Origin of the sequence: Actinoplanes sp. NPDC051851, assembly GCF_040681165.1 — a bacterium.
GTDB lineage: Bacteria > Actinomycetota > Actinomycetes > Mycobacteriales > Micromonosporaceae > Actinoplanes.
On record NZ_JBFAYF010000004.1, the window covers coordinates 163,802 to 180,637 of the forward strand.

The 16,836-nt window shown below is 69.6% G+C and carries 11 protein-coding genes; 7 read left to right on the forward strand and 4 right to left on the reverse strand.

The window, feature by feature from the left end; all coding sequences use genetic code 11:
- Positions 1-283 precede the first annotated feature (283 nt).
- From AB0M08_RS06280 to AB0M08_RS06295, 4 genes are all read left to right on the forward strand, one after another.
- Positions 284-1,336: a LacI family DNA-binding transcriptional regulator gene (locus AB0M08_RS06280; RefSeq protein WP_364489315.1), complete on the forward strand. Its 1,053-nt coding sequence runs from the start codon at positions 284-286 to the stop codon at positions 1,334-1,336.
- A gap of 159 nt (positions 1,337-1,495) precedes the next feature.
- Positions 1,496-2,281 (forward strand): hypothetical protein, encoded by a 786-nt coding sequence (locus AB0M08_RS06285; protein ID WP_364489318.1) that lies wholly within the window; start codon positions 1,496-1,498, stop codon positions 2,279-2,281.
- 15 nt (positions 2,282-2,296) lie between these two features.
- Positions 2,297-3,166 carry a DUF3037 domain-containing protein gene (locus tag AB0M08_RS06290; protein ID WP_364489321.1) on the forward strand — a complete coding sequence of 290 codons (870 nt, stop codon included), beginning with the start codon at positions 2,297-2,299 and terminating at the stop codon, positions 3,164-3,166.
- A gap of 245 nt (positions 3,167-3,411) precedes the next feature.
- Complete coding sequence (locus AB0M08_RS06295; RefSeq protein ID WP_364489324.1) at positions 3,412-5,025, forward strand: ABC-F family ATP-binding cassette domain-containing protein; 1,614 nt, start codon at positions 3,412-3,414, stop codon at positions 5,023-5,025.
- Positions 5,026-5,084: 59 nt separating this feature from the next.
- Here the strand turns inward: AB0M08_RS06295 and AB0M08_RS06300 are convergent, their stop codons facing one another.
- Positions 5,085-5,687, reverse strand: a complete 603-nt coding sequence (locus AB0M08_RS06300) for a TetR family transcriptional regulator C-terminal domain-containing protein (RefSeq protein ID WP_364489327.1) — start codon at positions 5,685-5,687, stop codon at positions 5,085-5,087.
- A gap of 132 nt (positions 5,688-5,819) precedes the next feature.
- Here AB0M08_RS06300 and AB0M08_RS06305 point away from each other — a divergent pair, with 132 nt between their 5' ends.
- From AB0M08_RS06305 to AB0M08_RS06315, 3 genes are read left to right on the forward strand one after another with little or no spacing between them, the layout of a single operon-like run.
- Entirely contained in the window at positions 5,820-7,262 is a 1,443-nt protein-coding gene (locus tag AB0M08_RS06305) for an APC family permease (protein ID WP_364489330.1), read from the forward strand.
- 8 nt (positions 7,263-7,270) lie between these two features.
- Positions 7,271-9,190, forward strand: a complete 1,920-nt coding sequence (locus tag AB0M08_RS06310; RefSeq protein WP_364489333.1) for a primary-amine oxidase — start codon at positions 7,271-7,273, stop codon at positions 9,188-9,190.
- Positions 9,166-9,543: a hypothetical protein gene (locus AB0M08_RS06315; RefSeq protein WP_364489336.1), complete on the forward strand. Its 378-nt coding sequence runs from the start codon at positions 9,166-9,168 to the stop codon at positions 9,541-9,543. The genes AB0M08_RS06310 and AB0M08_RS06315 overlap by 25 nt, the downstream gene beginning before the upstream one ends.
- On the opposite strand, the gene AB0M08_RS06320 is transcribed toward AB0M08_RS06315, so the two are convergent.
- The 3 genes from AB0M08_RS06320 to AB0M08_RS06330 are packed head-to-tail and all read right to left on the reverse strand — an operon-like array spanning position 9,527 to position 16,830.
- Positions 9,527-11,941, reverse strand: a complete 2,415-nt coding sequence (locus AB0M08_RS06320; RefSeq protein WP_364489339.1) for a hypothetical protein — start codon at positions 11,939-11,941, stop codon at positions 9,527-9,529. The genes AB0M08_RS06315 and AB0M08_RS06320 overlap by 17 nt on opposite strands.
- A gap of 40 nt (positions 11,942-11,981) precedes the next feature.
- On the reverse strand, positions 11,982-14,381 hold the full coding sequence (locus AB0M08_RS06325; RefSeq protein ID WP_364489342.1) for a hypothetical protein: 2,400 nt from the start codon (positions 14,379-14,381) through the stop codon (positions 11,982-11,984).
- A 4-nt stretch (positions 14,382-14,385) separates the two neighbouring features.
- Positions 14,386-16,830 carry a hypothetical protein gene (locus AB0M08_RS06330; protein ID WP_364489345.1) on the reverse strand — a complete coding sequence of 815 codons (2,445 nt, stop codon included), beginning with the start codon at positions 16,828-16,830 and terminating at the stop codon, positions 14,386-14,388.
- Between the last annotated feature and the right edge of the window lie 6 nt (positions 16,831-16,836).

The following is a 16,836-nucleotide window of genomic DNA, read 5'->3' on the forward strand; positions in this document are numbered from 1 at the left end:
AGATCGTTAGCACATCCACGCAAGCACGAAGAAGCCCAACGCCGAGGTCAGCGAATTGCCGCTGCACACCAGGTCAACGTTTGATCACGACGCCATCGGATGACAATGTGGACTCCAGATGACATACACATGCGTAAATAACTTGCGGAGTCATGTAATGCCGTTCAATTTCTCACTCCCCGGAACGCGCGACCAAATCTGTGCAATTTCTGTCCACCGCCTTTGAGGCCCATCCCGGACGCATCGATGGACAGGAGTGGCCGAGGGGCTACCCTGTGTTGCCGTGACTGCTTGGGCAAAGGGGACCGCGGTGTCGGGAGAGCAACGACCGTCCGCCCGCCCCGCCACGTTGCACGACGTCGCCCGGCTCGCCGGGGTGTCGGTGGCCACCGCGTCCAAGGCGCTCAACGGCCGCAAACACGTCTCCGCCACCACCCGTGCCGAGGTGCTGCAGGCCGCGGACCTGCTCGCCTACTCCCCCAACACGCTCGCGCGGGGACTGGTCGCCGGGCGCACCGGCATGATCGGCCTGCTCACCTCCGACCTGGAGGGCCGCCTCTCCATCCCGATCCTGATGGGCGCCGAGGACGCGTTCGGCGTGGACCGCACCAGCGTCCTGCTCTGCGACGCCCGCGGCGACACCATAAGAGAAGGACACCACTTGCGTACGCTCCTCAGCCGCCGCGTCGACGGCCTGATCGTGGTCGGCGCCCGCCCCGACCCGCGCCCGTCGATCGGCCGTGACCTGCCCGTCCCGGTCGTCTACGCGTACGCCCCGTCCGCCGACCCGCAGGACCTCTCCCTGGTCAGCGACAACGTGGCCGCCGGCCGCCTGGCCGTCCGCCACCTGATCGAGATCGGCCGCACCCGCATCGCCCACATCACCGGCGACGCCTCCTACGGTGCGGCGCACGACCGGGCCCGCGGCGCCCGCGACGAGCTCGCCGCCCAGCGCCTGCCCCTGGCCGGCGACCGCGTCTACTTCGGCTCCTGGTCCGAGGCGTGGGGCCGCAACGCCACCCGCCTCCTGCTCACCCAGCACACGGCCGTCGACGCCATCTTCGCCGGCTCCGACCAGATCGCCCGCGGCGTCATCGACGCCCTGCACGGCTCGGGCCTCGACGTCCCCCGCGACGTGGCGGTGATCGGTTTCGACAACTGGGAGATCTTCACCACGGCCTCCCGCCCACCCCTCTCCAGCATCGACATGAACCTGGAGACCCTGGGCCGGGTCGCGGCGGAACGCTTGGCGGCGGCTCTCGACGGCCCACTCGGCGCCGGCACGGAATACCTGCCCTGCCGCCTGATCCAGCGCGAGTCCACCGCCACCGCCTGACCCGCCCCGACGCCCGTCTTGATCTCTTTCGTGTAGAGATCAGTCTCCATGGTGTCGCGACCGCCTCCAAGCAGGTAGCTTCCGTCACCATCGAGCCACGTCGCGGCCTGCGGCTTCGCCGCAGGCTGAGCTTCGTCTCAGCGCGGAGGGAGGACATCCTTGGCTGCCCAGTCGGAATGGACCGGCCTCGCCCAAGGCCGGTCGGACGCGTTCGACGACCTGGAGGTGGTTGCTCCATCGGCGGCCAACGCAGGCTGGAGTAGTCCCTTTCGCGCTCTCGCCACCGACTACCAGCAATATTTCGTGAAATGTCTGGAGGCCTGCCCGTCGGGACAGGGCGCGGCTATCGCGGTTGAGCTGGTAGTCGCGGAGGTGGGGCGATTGATCGACGCGCCTGTCTGCACAACGAGCTTGATCCGGATTCCGGAGGGTCTCGACATGGAGATCAGGCCGGGGGTGAATCTCAGCCCAGGGCTGGCCCACGCCAGCCTTGCCCTGCGCAATGCGGACGAGCGGGGACGCCCCCGTCTTTCCTCCCGCACGAGAGACGACAACCGCCGACGACATGTGGGCATCTATGCCCTCTACGACTGGTGTTTCGGCGCTGATCCGCAGTGGCTCTACGACCTCAACCGTGACCACACGATCTACAGTCACGACCATGGGCTGTACTTCCCTCCGGCGGATCATGGATTCTGGACGCGCGCGGATTTGGAGGCAGCCGCCGACCTCCCGCATGAATTGCCGGATCCACGTGGCGGTTTAGACTCGGAGCAGGTCACCCTCGTCGCGTCGAAGCTGGAGGCGGTGACCCAAAGCCAGTTGGCGGCCATCATGCAGAGCGTTCCCTCTTCGTGGCCGGTGAGCGACGATGATCTCGAGGCTCTCGGGTGGTTTCTCGAGCATCGGGCACCGGCGGTCGCCGAGCGCCTTCGGGCATCATGACGGCTGGAGGACGACATGACACGTTATGTGTACTCGCTTGTTCGTTGCGTGCCCGATCCGCGCACCGGTGAGTTCATCAACGTCGGAGCCATCGTCGGTGACCCGGCAACCGGAGACTGGGCCATGCGCCAGGTCAGCAACGAGAGCCGCGTCCGGCGGCTGGCCAGCGCCTCCGACCTCGAAGTGGTGCACGGTTTCCTGGCTCGGGTCGGCCTGGAGATCGACAGATGCCGTGCGATGCTCGATAAGGGTGAATCCCCGGACCTGGAAGAATCCTGGCTGCAAGCCCTCTTCCATGACCATCGAAACATCGTGCAACTCAGTGCACCGCTGCCCGTAATCGCCAGCGACTCCGGGCACGCGCTGAGCATGATTTTTGGAAACTTCATCATCGACCCCGAGGGTGCATCCCGTAAGGATCTCATCACCAAATTTGCGATCCTGGCCAGCATTCGCAAGGCGTATGAAGCCGCACACATCGAATCTTCGTACTGGAAGCCCCGTGCCGAGGTTCAGGTTGGGCGACATGTCACGTCTCGCGTAGATTTTGCGATCGGCAACGGCCGGATCGTCCAGTTAACGCAGGGATGGTCTTTCCAACGGGCAACGGTTGATGATCTGTCCACTCAGATCAAAGCCTGGGCCTACGCCATTGGACGCTTGCGCGAGAATGAAGACGCTCGTGTCATTTCACCGGATGGCAGAGAAAGCACCATCGAGGCGGGCGTGGAAGTGGAAGCAGTAATCGCCAAGCCCACCACTTCAGCCCAGATCGAGGTCTTCCAGGAAGCCTCACAGGTTTTCGAGGAACTCAACATCACGGTGCGAGACGTCGGCGACGCCGCTGAGGTCGGGCAAAGAGCGGCAGAGCTGCTGAGGGGATGAGGCCAAGCCCGGCCTTGAGGGAAAAGGCGGTGCGGGAGGGCGCCGGGCGACCTAGCATGGGTGGCTCGTGGAGGAACGGAGCAGCGGTGTCTGGGGACGACGACATCTCAGGGTGAAGGCCCTGATGCGGCCACCCGGCGCGTGACGAGAGAGCACAGCGCGGGCGTGGCCCACTTCGTCGTTTCCTGATCACGCCGGGGCAGCGCTGAGAGCGCCCCCGGACATCGCGCTGTGGAGTCGCCGTCATGTCTATCGTCTGCACCGATCTGTCGTTCTCCTGGCCGGACGACACCCCCGTCTTCGAGGCCCTGTCGCTGGTCGTGCCCGGTGGGCGCACCGGGCTCGTCGCCTCGAACGGCGCCGGGAAGAGCACGCTGCTGAGGCTGATCGCCGGGGAGCTCGCACCCACCGGCGGGAGCGTCACGGTCCAGGGGGTGCTGGGATATCTGCCGCAGCACCTGCCGTTCGCGCAGGAGCAGAGCGTGGGCCGGGTTCTCGGCGTGGAGCGGACCCTCGCGGCGCTGCGGGCGATCGAGGGCGGGGACGCGAGCGAGGAGAACTTCGCCGCCGTCGGGACCGACTGGGACGTCGAGGAGCGGGCGCACGCCGAGCTGGACCGGATCGGGCTGGGCGGCGTCGCGCTGGACCGCAGGCTCGGCACGCTCAGCGGCGGGCAGGTGGTCGCGCTCGGGCTCGCGGCCCAGCTGCTGAAACGGCCGGACGTGCTGTTGCTCGACGAACCCACCAACAACCTGGACGGGCCGGCCCGGGAACGGCTGGCGGAGGTGCTCCGCGGCTGGGGCGGGTGCCTGCTCGTGGTCAGCCACGACCGGGCGCTGCTCGACGGGATGGACCGGATCGCGGCGCTGGAGCACGACGAGGTCCGGTGGTACGGCGGGAACTTCACCGCCTATCAGGAGGCCCGCGCCGGTGAGCGGGAGGTCGCCGAGCGGCAGGTCCGCAGCGCCGAGCAGGACCTCAAGCGGCAGAAGCGGGAGGCACAGCAGGCCCGGGAGCGCGCGGCCCGGCGGGCCTCGACGGCGGCGCGGAACCTCGCGGACGCCGGGCTGCCGAAGATCGTGGCGGGGAACCTGAAGCGGTCGGCACAGGTCTCCGCGGCGAAGGCCGACGAGACCCACGCGAACCGGGTCGGTGACGCGCGCGCCCGGCTCGACCAGGCGTCCCGGGCGGCGCGGCAGGAGGACCGGATCGTCCTGGAGCTGCCCGGGACGACGGTGCCGGCCGGGCGGACGGTGTTCCACGGCGAGCGGATGCGGGTGAGCTACGACGGTCGGCCGGTCTTCGCCGATCCGGGGCTGGACCTGGACATCCGGGGCCCGGAACGGATCGCGCTGGTCGGGCCGAACGGCGCGGGCAAGTCCACGCTGATGCGGCTGCTGGGCGCGGCACCGGTGCCGTCCGCGTACCTGTCGCAGCGGCTGGACCTGCTCGACGAGTCCCGGAGCGTGGCGGAGAGCCTGGCCGAACGCGCGCCGGGGTTGCCGGACGCGGAGCGGATGAACCTGCTGGCCCGGTTCCTGTTCCGGGGTGACCGCGCGCATCTGCCGGTCGGCGCGCTCAGCGGCGGCGAACGCCTGCGGGCCACGCTGGCCTGCGTGCTCTTCGCCGAACCGGCCCCGCAGTTGCTGCTGCTCGACGAGCCGACCAACAACCTGGACCTGGCGAGCGTGGCCTGGCTGGAGTCGGCGCTCACCGCGTACCGGGGCGCGTTCGTGGTGGTCAGCCACGACGAACGGTTCCTGGCCGGGATCGGGGTGGCCCGGTGGCTGCGCCTGGACGACGGCTGGCTGACCGAGATCGCCAACCCGGTACCCCGGCGAGCTCCCGGCGGGAGGTGACGGTCAGGTAGGGCCGGGAAGCCGGCGCGCCGCACGTGCGGTGGCGCGCCGGGCCGGGCCTACCGGCGCTTCGGGAGGCGCCAGGGGAGCAGGACGTGGTCGACCAGCTGGAGCTGGCGGGCCGGGTCGGCGATCGGGGCGTGCATCATCGCGAATACCTGCTGGCCGAAACCGATCGCGAGCAGCACGTCGATCACGTCGTCCAGCGGGGTGGCCGGGTCGAGCTCGCCGTCCTCGATCGCCTCGGTGAAATAGCCGCGGAACTGCGCGGTCCACTCGTCGGCTATGTCGGACTGGGTGGCGTCCATCTTCTCGTTCGAGGCGAGGCGGCCCCAGAAGCCGACCACCACCGACGCCTCGTCCTGGGTCTCCTTGACCAGCGGCAATATCTCGCGCAGCATCGCGTGCACCGCCTCCAGCCCGCGCAGGCCCCGGACCGCCGCCGTTATCCGGCCGTTGGTCCGCTCCACGATCTGCTGGTACGCCCCGCTGGCCACCTCGTCGAAACCGTCGAAGTAGTGCCACAGGGCCCCGGTGCCCATCCCCAGCTCGGCGGCGACCGCACGGCTCGTCGCCGCGGGCAGCCCGTCCCGCGCGACGATCGCGAGGAACGCCTCGACGATCTGGTGACGCCGCTGGTCGTGATCGACGATCTTCGGCACGTCTCCCCTTCCCCCCGGGAGTCAGGCTACCGGCCGAGTAACTTGATCGTCACGCCCGCGTCACCATTTTCGAGCAGATGCTCAATAACATTTTTCTGGAGCACCGCTCAATAAAAGCTTCGGAGGGCGCTGATGCAAGAGAACCCAGGCCCCCGCCTCACGGGCCGGCTCGGCCCGGTGGCGATCGTCTTCATGGTGGTGGCGGCAGCGGCGCCGCTGACCGTCGTGATGGCCAGCCCGATCGGTATCGCTCTGACCAACGGCGGCGGCGTACCCGCCAACTACCTCCTCGCCGGGGTGATCCTGCTGCTCTTCGCGGTCGGCTTCACCGCGATGGCGCCGCACGTCAAGGACGCCGGCGCGTTCTACTCCTTCGTCGGCGCGGGACTGGGGCGGTACGCCGGCACCGCGGCCGCCTTCCTCGCCCTCTTCACCTATCTCGCCATCCAGACCGCGATCTACGCGTACCTGGGCTTCTCGGTCTCCGGGCTGATCACCACGTTCGGCGGGCCGGACACCCCGTGGTGGCTGTGGACGATCGCGGCGGTCGCGGTCACCGCGTACCTCGGCTACCGGGACATCGACCTGTCGGCGAAGGTCCTCGGCCTGCTGCTGATCCTGGAAGTGCTGGTCATCGTGGTGCTCTCGGTCGCGGTACTGGCCAAGGGCGGTGCGCACGGCATCGACGCCGACTCGTTCACGCCGTCGGTCTTCAGCGCCGGGCCGCTCGGGCTGGGCATCATGATGGCGTTCGGCGGGTACAGCGGCTTCGAGTCGACCGCCATCTTCCGGGACGAGGCCCGCGATCCGCAGCGGACCATCCCCCGGGCCACGTACGCCGCGGTCATCGGCATCGGTGTCTTCTACACCCTGGCCACCTGGCTGCTCGTCCTCGCGTGGGGAACCGCCGACATCCAGTCGGTGGCGCTCGAGCACCTGGCCACCGGCGACCTGGTCACCGTCACCGCGCAGAACTACGTCGGCTCCTGGCTCGCCGACACGATGGCCGTGCTCATCTGCACCAGCCTCTTCGCCTGCGTGATCTCCTTCCACAACGTGGTGGCGCGCTATCTGCACTCGCTGGGCCGCAACCGCCTGGTCCCGGTCCGGCTCTCCGCCACCCACACCGAGCACAACTCTCCGCACGCCGCGTCGGTGCTGGTCTCGATCGTCTCGCTGGCCCTCACCGGGCTCTGGCTGGTGCTCGGCTGGGACCCGCTGACCCAGATCTTCACCTGGATCTCGTCCACCGGCGCGATCGGCATCATCCTGCTCTTCCTGCTCGCCTCGGCCTCGGTGATCGCGTTCTTCGCCCGGACCCGGCTGGACCGGCGGGTATGGCACACGGTCATCGCGCCGGTGCTCAGCCTGATCGGGCTGGCCGTCGTCGGCTACACCGCGGTCACCAACATGTCCGCGCTGACCAGCTCCACCTCGACCGGTCTCAACCTCGTCCTCGCCGGTGCGCCCGTCCTCGCACTGCTCATCGGCGCCGCGGTCGCCGCGGCGGTGCACCGCCGTCCCGCACCCGCCTCCGCGCCGCTCCCCGCCGCCTCCCCGGTGGCCGGCTCCTAAGGAAGACCATGATCACTCACCCGCTCAGCCCGCTCACCCCCGCCGAGATCGGCGCGCTCCGCGTCGCCGTCGAGAAGTCCGGCCTCGGTGGTCCCTCCGTTCGTTTCGCGTACGTCATGCTCCGCGAACCGGAGAAGTCGTCCGTGCTCGCGTTCCGCCCCGGCGGCACGGTCCACCGGGAGATCGGGGCGCTGCTGCTCGACCTCGCCACCAACACGGTCACCGATGTGGTGGCCGACGTGACCGACATCGATTCCCCCGCACTGGTGTCGCGACAGGTCCTGGACACCGCGACCGGCGGCACCGCCCCGAGCCTCGACGAGGACTTCGGCATCGCCGAGGAGATCGTCAAGGGCGATGCCGCGTACGTGAAAGCCCTGGAAGCACGAGGGATCACCGACCTGGGCCAGGTCCGGGTGGTGGCGCTGAGCGCCGGGGTCTTCGGCTACGACGACGAGATCGGCGTGCGCGCGGCGCGGGTGCTCGCGTTCCGTCAGGACCACCCCACCGACTCCTGCTGGGCGCACCCGATCGACGGCGTGGTGGCGCACGTCGACCTCACCAACCGGAAGATCCTCCGGCTGATCGACACCGGTCACCTCGATGTCCCGGCCGAGTCCGGCGACTACACCGACCCGGCAGTGCACGGCCCGTTGCGGACCAGCCTGAAGCCGATCGAGATCACCCAGCCGGACGGCGTCAGCTTCACCCTCGACGACGACGTGCTCTCCTGGGAGGGGTGGAGCGTCCGGCTCGGCTTCAACGGGCGCGAGGGGCTCACCCTGCACCAACTGGGCTTCCAGGAGCGGCCGGTGATCTACCGCGCCTCGGTCAGCGAGATGGTGGTCAACTACGGCGACCCGTCGCCCACGCACGCCTGGCAGAACTACTTCGACGTCGGCGAGTACCAGTTCGGGCGGCTCGCCAACTCGCTCGAACTCGGCTGCGACTGCCTCGGCGAGATCGTCTACCGGTCGGCGACCGTGGTGGACGATCTCGGACAGTCGAAGGAGATCCGGAACGCGATCTGCATCCACGAGGAGGACTTCGGGGTGCTCTGGAAGCACTCCGACGGGTTCTCCGGCACGAAGGAGACCCGCCGGCAGCGGCGCCTGGTGATCAGCTTCTTCGTCACCGTCGGCAACTACGACTACGGCTTCTACTGGTACCTCTACCTGGACGGGAAGATCGAGCTGGAGGCGAAGGCGACCGGCATCGTCTTCACCTCGGGACATCCGGGCGGGGACTACCCGTACGCCACCGAGATCGCCCCCGGCCTGGGCGCCCCGGTGCACCAGCACCTCTTCTGCGCCCGGCTGGACATGACGGTCGACGGGGTCGCCAACGCGGTCGACGAGATCGAGCTGCAGCGCGTCCCGGTCAGCGAGAGCAACCCCTGGGGCAACGCGCTGGCCCGGACGGTCACCCGGTTGTCCCGGGAGGGTGGGGCCGCGCGTGAGGCGGCCAACCACCTCGGGCGGGTGTGGCGGATCGCCAGCACCGAGACGGTCAACCGGATGGGCGGGCGGCCGGCGTACGTGCTGCACCCCGAGGGGAAGCCGCTGCTGATGGCCGATCCGTCCTCGTCGGCGGTGGCGCGGGCCACGTTCGCCACCAAGAGCCTCTGGGTCACCCGGTACGACCCGGCGGAGATGTGGGCCGCGGGCGCCGTGGTCAACCAGCATCCGGGCGGGGCCGGGCTGCCCGCCTACGCCGCGGCCGACCGGGACATCGACGGCCAGGACATCGTGGTGTGGCACACGTTCGGTCTCACGCATTTCCCCCGGTTGGAGGATTGGCCGGTCATGCCGGTGGACTACGCGGGGTTCACCCTCGCGCCCGACGGTTTCCTCGATCGCAATCCGACCCTCGACGTACCGGCCACGATCAGGTCAAATGGATCATGCTGCGGATCCGAAACCTGCTGACGGCCTTCCGGGAGGCCGCCGCGGGTCGTACCGCGGCGGCCCTCGGGCTGGCCGGCACGACCGGGCACCTGGCGCTCGCCGCCGGGCACGCCGGGCACATGCCGGTGCTGATGGCCGGGATGCTGGTGCTCACCCTGGTCTGCGTCCGCTGCAGCGTGCACCTCTGGCGGCGCCCGGACGACCGCCGGGCCTGGCTGGACATGATCGGCCTGGCCGCGGTGATGGCCGTCCTGCACCTGGCCGCCGGGATGACCGGCGGCCTCCCCCTGGCGATCCTGGCGATCCCGGCCGTGCAGCTGCTGCTCGCCGGGATCGCCCTGCTCCGGAGGCCGGTACCTACCGCTTCACGGTGAACGTCATGCTGATCCGCCGCGCCGTCCCGTCCGGGTCGACACCGGCCGCCATCAGGCTGTGACCACCCAGTGTCAGCTCCTGCGGGATGGTGACCTGCTTGCTGAACCGGCCCTTGGCGTCGGTGACCACGGTGGCCAGCCGGCGCGCCTTGCCGTAGATCACGATCCGGACCGTCGAGTACGCGGCGAAACCGGAACCGATCAGGGTCAGCTTCTGACCGCGTACCGCAGAAGTGATCTTGCCGTTGGATGTGGTCAACGTCGGCTGAGCGTCACTCGGCAGCTTGCTCGGCAGACCAGGCTGCTTGAGCGTGACCGACTTCGACCACTTCGACGGGTCCGAGACCGAACCACCTTCACCCTTGACCGTCACCGCATACCGATACGACTCACCGGCCGTCCCGCCGATCACACAGTCCGTGTCACCAGCCGTCGTCGTGCAGGAACCCGGACCCGGATTCGCCCGGACCGTGTAACCGGTGACGCCCTCACTCGACGACTTCTTCCAGCTCAACCGCGCCGACGATGCGGCCGCCACCGCCATCGGAGCGGGCACCGCCACCGGCTTGGTCGAGGTTCCCGGCACGGTCACCCAGGCCGCCTCCGACGCCGGACCGGCACCGACGCGGTTGATCGCCCGCAGCTTGACCGCGTGCTTACCCGGCTTCAGGCCCGGGATGGTCGCCGCCATCAGGTCGGCCCACTCACCACCGTCCACCTGGGACTGGTACTTCGCGATCGGGGTGTCACTCTGCGGCGGCGTGAACATCACCATCACCCCGTCCGCGGTCATGTGCAACTCGGTGATCGTCGGAGCACCCGGAAGCCGCCCCGGCGTCACCGTCTCCGACGCCACCGACTCCGGTGAATTGCCCACCGCGTTCACCGCCTGCACCGTGAACGTGTAACCCGTCCCATTCGTCAAACCACTGATCACACACGGACTCGCCGCACAGAACACCGGACCACCCGAGAAATTCGCGAAATGACCCGTGATCGACGAACCGTTGCCACTGCCATCCCGGAACCGCAGGGTCACCTGACCGTCACCGGCCACCGCCGACGTGATCGTCGGAGCATCCGGAACACTCGCCGACGAACCACCCGTCACCGTCGCCTGCACCGGGGCCGACGCGTACGAGGGACCGAACTGGTTGACGGCACGGAGCGTGAAGCTCTGCGAACCCGCGCTCACACCGGTGATCGTGCACGGGTTACCGGTGCACAGCTGCCCGCCGCTGCCGCCGTTCGACCAGTACACGACGTGGGTGGTGATCGTGTCCCCGCCGTTCAGGCCATCGGTGTAGGCCACCGAGACCTGCCCCGAACCCGGCGTCACGCTGGTGATCGTCGGCGGGGCCGGCTCCTGCTGCCCGCCGATGGTGATCTGCGCGGCGTAGGAGTTGACGACGGTCGGCGTACCGACCGTGCCGAGCACGGTGCCGGATCCGGTGGTCATGTCGATCGGGACGAGACCCGCCTGGGTGCGCGACACCACGTGCAGGGTCGTGCCGTTCGGGCTGACCGCCAGACCGTACAGATCGGTGTAGTTGAGGCTCAGCCACGATTCCAGCGCGTTGCCTGCGGCGGCGCTGTACTTCAGCACGGTGCCCGTGTCGGCAACGACGTAGATCGAGAGCCCGTCCGGCGAGTAGACCCCGTCGAGGGGAGAACCGGAGGTGCCGACGAGGGTGGGCATGGCGTTCGTGGTGGGGTCGATCTCGGAGAAGCCGGATCCCGGGATGGTCGCCAGAATCCGGGTGCCGTCCGGCGACAGGGTGAGGTGCCATGCGACGCCGGCCACGGTGATCGGCGAAGCGGAATCCGCCACTGCGGTGCTGGTGTCGTAGACGTCGATGAATCCGCCGCTGGCGCGAGCCACGTAGAGGAGGGTGCCGCTCTGGTTGAGGGCGATACCGGAATAGACGCTCGAGATCGGTATGGGCATCGAGACCGTCCCCGTCCCGGTGTCGATCTTGTAGACCGCGTTGTTGACGGAGTCCGCGGCGTAGAGCCAGTCCCCGTCCCTGCTGACGACCGCAGCGACGATGTTGGTGCCGGTGGCGCCGATGGTGAAGGGCGTCTCGAAGGTCTGCTGATCGGTGTCGTAGACCTTGATCTCGTCGCCGCCGAGCAGGAAGGCCAGCGGCTGGGTCGGGGAGAACACGACGACGTTGACGGCGGAGCTTCCGGCCGCCACCGGTACGAACGTCGCACTGCCCAGAGTCATCAGGGCCCCGTCCAGGGCGCCGCCTCCGCCGCTACCCACGCCCGCCACGGCCGGATAGTGGATCGGGGTCAGGATCGAGGCTCGCTCGCCGCCCGAACCGTCTGCCGGGGCCGCGGCCGCCGGGTCGGGCAGGGCGGTCGTCGTGCCGAGCAGCAGTGCCAGTGACACCGCGCATTTCCGTAGGATGCCGTTCCGCATCAGGGTCCCCCTAGGCCTTGACGTTGAAGGTCATGCTGATCCGCCGGGTACGGGCGGCCGGGTCGACGCCGGCGGCCATCAGGCTGTGCCGCTTGTCCGTCGCGAGTTCGGTGGGCAGGGTGATCTGCTGGGTGATCCGGCCCTGCGCGTCGGCGGTGGCCGTGGCGAGCAACCGGGCCTTGCCGTAGATCACGATCCGGACCGTCGAGTACGCCGCGAAACCCGAACCGGTCAGAGTGAGCTTCTGACCGCGTACCGCAGAAGTGATCTTGCCGTTCGAGGTGGTAAGCCCCGCCTGCACGTCGGTGGGCAGCGTGCTCGGCAGGCCCGGCACCGCCGGCGTGACCGCCTTCGACGGCTTCGACGCGTCCGAGACCGCGCCGCCCTGGCCCCGGACCACGACGGTGTAGGTGTAGGACCTGCCCGCGGTGCCACCGATCACGCAGTCGGTGTCGGTCGCCGTCGTCGTGCACGTGGCCGGACCCGGATTCGCCCGGACCGTGTAACCGGTGACACCCTCGCTCACGGACTTCTTCCACGCGACCTTCACCGACGAGACACCCGCCACCACCGTCGGAGCGGCCACCGCGGCGGGCTTCACCGTCGTGACCGGCACCGTCACCCACACCGCCGTCGACGACGGGCCCGCGCCACCGCTGTTGACCGCGCGCAACCGGATCGAGTGGTTCCCCGGCGCCAGCCCCGGAATCGTCGAGCCGCTCAGGTCGGCCCACGCGCCGCCGTCAGCCTGGAACTGGTACCTCAGGATCGGGGTGTCGCTCGCCGGCGCCGTGAACACGACGGTCACCCCGGTCGCGACCGGCCGCAGCTCCCTGATCGTCGGAGCACCCGGGAGCCGGGACGGTGTGACCACGTCCGTCGGGTCCGACGCGACCGAATTGCCGGCGGCGTTCACCGCCTGCACCGTGAACGTGTAGCCGGTCCCGTTGGTCAGGCCGGTGATCACACACGGACTCGACGGGCAGAAGACCGGGCCACCCGAGAAGTTCGCGAAGTGACCGGTGATCGCCGACCCGTTGCCGGAGCCGTCCCGGAACCGCAGCGTCACCTGCCGGTCCCCGGCCACCGCCGAGGTGATCACCGGGGCGTCCGGCACGCTCCGCGCGGGTGCCCCCGCGGTCGCCGTGAACGACGCGGACTCCAGCGAATCGCCCATCACGTTGGTGGCGTGCAGGGTGAACGGCACCGACGTGCCGCTCACCCCGGTGACCGTGCAGGGGCTGGCCGGGCACGACTGGGTTCCCCCGGACCAGGCGGCGGTGTGCCCGGTGATCTGCTGCCCGCCGTCGGCGCCGTCGGTGAAGTTCAGGACGGCCTGGCCTGAGCTCACGGTGCCCGCGGTGATCACCGGCGGCGCGGGTTCCATGTCGCCGCCGATGACGATGTCGTACGGGTAGCTGCCCAGTACGGTCGCCGTGCCCACGGTGCCGAGGAGCGCGCCGCTCCCGGTGGTCAGATCGACCGGCAGGATCTGGTTGCCCGGCGGCACCGCCAGGTAGATCGTGGTGCCGTTCGGGTTGACCGCCCCGCGATACGTGGCGACCGCGCCGGTCTCCACCGACGCCGTGAACGCGTAGGTCCCGGCGGCGAACCGCCACACCTCGCCGCTCGACCCGATGGCGTAGAGCCACGCGCCCTCCGGCGAGAAGAAGATCCAGTACGGCTGGCCGCCACCGGGGACGGTGAGGGCAGAGGCGACGGCATTCGTCACGGTGTCGAACCGGATCACCTGTCCCAGGTTCGGCACGGCCGCCAGCATGCCGGAACCGGTCGGCGTGGGCACGAGGCCCGAGACCGCGCCGCCGGCCGCGAACGGTGAACCGGCTATCGGCTGGTTGGTGACGGTGTCGATGACAGCGACGTCCTGGCTCGCCCAACTGCCCACGTAGACACGGCCGCCGTCCCTGCTGACCGCCACCGAGCTCGGGTTCGCCGGGACGGCGACCGATGTGACGTAGGACTGCTGGTGGGCGTCGAGAATGTGCAGGAGGTCGTTGTCGTCGTCCACGCAGTAGAGCCACTGCCCGTCCGGGCTGACCGCCGCGTCGAGGACCAGGCCACCGCCGGGGATGGTTATGGTGCCGGTGACCACGTTGGTGGAGCGGTCGAGCACCTGGACCACGTCGCTGCCGAAGAGGTAGGCCAGCGGCAGGTCCGGCGCCACCGCGGACGCCCGGGCATACGAATACGTTCCGGCGGCCGCCACCGTCGTCTGTGTCCCGTCACGAAGATTCAGCACGCTGAACCCGGGCCCGCTGTTCGGGGTCCCGATGTAGGCGGTGGCCGGGAGCGGGGGGAGCGGGTGGAGCGACGGTGCTGCCCCGGCTCGTTGCGGCGTCCCGGCTGCCACCAGGGTCAGCACGACCATTGCCGCCAGTGTCTTCCGCATCGGCCTAGTCCTTCTTCACCGTGAACGTCATGCTGATCCGCCGGGGCCCGCCGTCCGGGTCGACGCCGGCGGCCATCAGGCTGTGCTTCCGGCCGGTCGCCACCGAGGGGACGGTGATCTTCGTGCTGAACTGGCCGGTGGCGTCGGTGACGGGGGTGGCGAGCAGCCGGCCCTTGCCGTAGATCACCACCCGGACCGTGGAGTACGCGGCGAAGCCCCTGCCGACGAGCGTCATCGTCTGCCCGCGGGTGGCCGTGGTGACCCTGCCCTTCGTCGTGGTCAGCACCGCCTCGGTGTCGTCCGGCAACGCGCTCGGCAGCCCCGGGGTCCTCGGGGTGACCACCTTCGACGCCGGCGAGACGACGCCGCTCACGCCGCGGGCCGTCACCGTGAAGGTGTAGGGCTTGCCGGCCGTACCGCCGATCACGCAGCTGGTGTCGCCGGCGCTCGTGGTGCAGGTCGCCGGGCCCGGCTTGGCGCGGACGGTGTAGCCGGTCACGCCCTGCGCGGTGGGCTTCGTCCAGGTCACCGTGGTCGAGGAGACCCCGGCCACCACGGTGGGCGCCGGCCACGACGACGGCTGGCCGGTCACCGCCGGGATGGTCACCGTGACGGGGGCCGAGGCCGGTCCCGCGCCGGCGCCGTTGACCGCCCGCAGCCGGATCGAGTGGGTCCGGCCCGGCTCCAGGTTCTCGATCGTCGCGTCGTCGTCCAGGTCGATCCACGCGCCGGAGCCGGCCGCGTACTGATATCCCTCGATCGGGGTGTCGTTCGGCCCGGCCGGTGGGGTGAAACCGACCGTCACCGTGCCGTCGGCCAGCCGCAGCCCGGTGATCTTCGGTGCGCCCGGCAGCCGCGACGGCGTCACCACGTCGCTCGGGTCCGACGGGACCGAGTTGCCGATCGCGTTCACCGCCTGCACCGTGAACGTGTAGCCCACGCCGTTGGTCAGGCCGGTGATCACGCAGACGGACGGCGGGCAGGATCGCGGGCCGCCGTCGAAGTTCACCATGTGCCCGGTGATCGCCGACCCGTTACCGGCGCCGTCCTGGAACCGCAGCGTCACCTGACCGTCGCTGGCCACCGCCGAGGTAATCTCCGGAGCGTCCGGCACGCTCGCCGACGGGCCGCTCGTCGACGGTGTTGTCCCCACCACGGCCGGCGCCGACTCCAGCGAGTCCCCGCGCTGGTTGGTCGCGTGCATGGTGAAGGAGTAGCCGCTGCCGGTCAGGCCGGCGACGGTGCACGGACTCGACGGGCACGACTGCGAACCGCCGGACCAGGTCACCGTACGGCCACTGATCGGGTCCCCGCCGTCGGCGCCGTCGACGAAGCTGATCGTGGCCTGCCCGCTGGAGAGCGCCGCCGCCGTGATCGTCGGCGCGCCGGGCACCATCACACCGCCGAAGACGATGGGGCCCGGAGAATTCGTCAACGTGATCGGCTGTCCGATGGTGCCGAGGCTCTGCTCGTCCCCCGTGGTCAGATCGACGGGGTAGACGGCGCCCGGCCAGACCGCCGTCAGGTACAACGCGGTGCCGTTCGGGTTGAACGCCATCCCGTTGACCGAATAGCTGCCGGTGGTGAGCGTGCCCTGGGCCTCGTACGACGTGGCGTCGTACTTACGGAGGACGACGTCGCCCGACGACTCGTAGGTGGCGGCGAAGATCGATCTGCCGTCCGGCGAGTAGGCCATCTCCAGCGGATAGGTGCCGGCGGGCACGGTGAAGGCCGGTGTGATGGTGTTCGCGGCGGTGTCGATCACGGCCACCTGGTTCTCCCCCTCGTCCCCCCACGCGAAAATCTTGGCGCCGTCCGGGGATCGGGCGAAGCCGGTCACCCAGAAGCCCGCGTCCAGCGGCGGATCGGTGGAGACCTGGTTCGTGGCGGTGTCGACCATGTAGATGTGGTTGTCCCCGTACTCGGGCACGTAGAGGCGGGTCACGTCCGCATTCGCGGCGACATCCATGCCGACCTCGGTGACCGGGATGTCGACGCGGCTCTCCACCCCCGTGGTGTCGAACTTGTAGATCGTGTTCGCGTTGCTGTCGGCGACGTAGAGCCAGCGGCCGTCGGGGCTCATCAACGTGCTGTTGACGCTCGGGTACGGGTTCGATCCGGGCAGCGTGGCGAAGGTGGTGACCGCCGCCGTCTGCCGGTCGTAACGAAGCACCTCGGCCTGGCCCGCCCAGTAGGCGACCGGCACGTCGGGCGCGAGGACGGCCCGGGTGATTCCGGTGCCGTAGGCGCCCGGCACCTCCGTCACCGTGCCGGCGGTCGCGTCCAGGACCGCGCCGGAGCTGGCGCTCATCGCCGATCCGATGTACGCCGTCGGGGGCAGGAGCGGCAGCGGGTCGATCGCCGCCCGCCGGGGTGCCGCCACGGCGGCGCCGGGCAGCGCGATCACCGCCGCGGCCAGCAGCGTCAGGGGCGTCAGGCACTTACGCATCGGATT

Bases quoted from the DNA above. Each gene is read 5' to 3' on its own strand.
- AB0M08_RS06290 (WP_364489321.1), top strand. From the start codon at position 2,297: ATGACACGTTATGTGTACTCGCTTGTTCGTTGCGTGCCCGATCCGCGC.
- AB0M08_RS06295 (WP_364489324.1), top strand. From the start codon at position 3,412: ATGTCTATCGTCTGCACCGATCTGTCGTTCTCCTGGCCGGACGACACC.
- AB0M08_RS06305 (WP_364489330.1), top strand. From the start codon at position 5,820: ATGCAAGAGAACCCAGGCCCCCGCCTCACGGGCCGGCTCGGCCCGGTG.
- AB0M08_RS06310 (WP_364489333.1), top strand. From the start codon at position 7,271: ATGATCACTCACCCGCTCAGCCCGCTCACCCCCGCCGAGATCGGCGCG.
- AB0M08_RS06315 (WP_364489336.1), top strand. From the start codon at position 9,166: ATGCTGCGGATCCGAAACCTGCTGACGGCCTTCCGGGAGGCCGCCGCG.
- AB0M08_RS06325 (WP_364489342.1), bottom strand. From the start codon at position 14,381: ATGCGGAAGACACTGGCGGCAATGGTCGTGCTGACCCTGGTGGCAGCC.
- AB0M08_RS06330 (WP_364489345.1), bottom strand. From the start codon at position 16,830: ATGCGTAAGTGCCTGACGCCCCTGACGCTGCTGGCCGCGGCGGTGATC.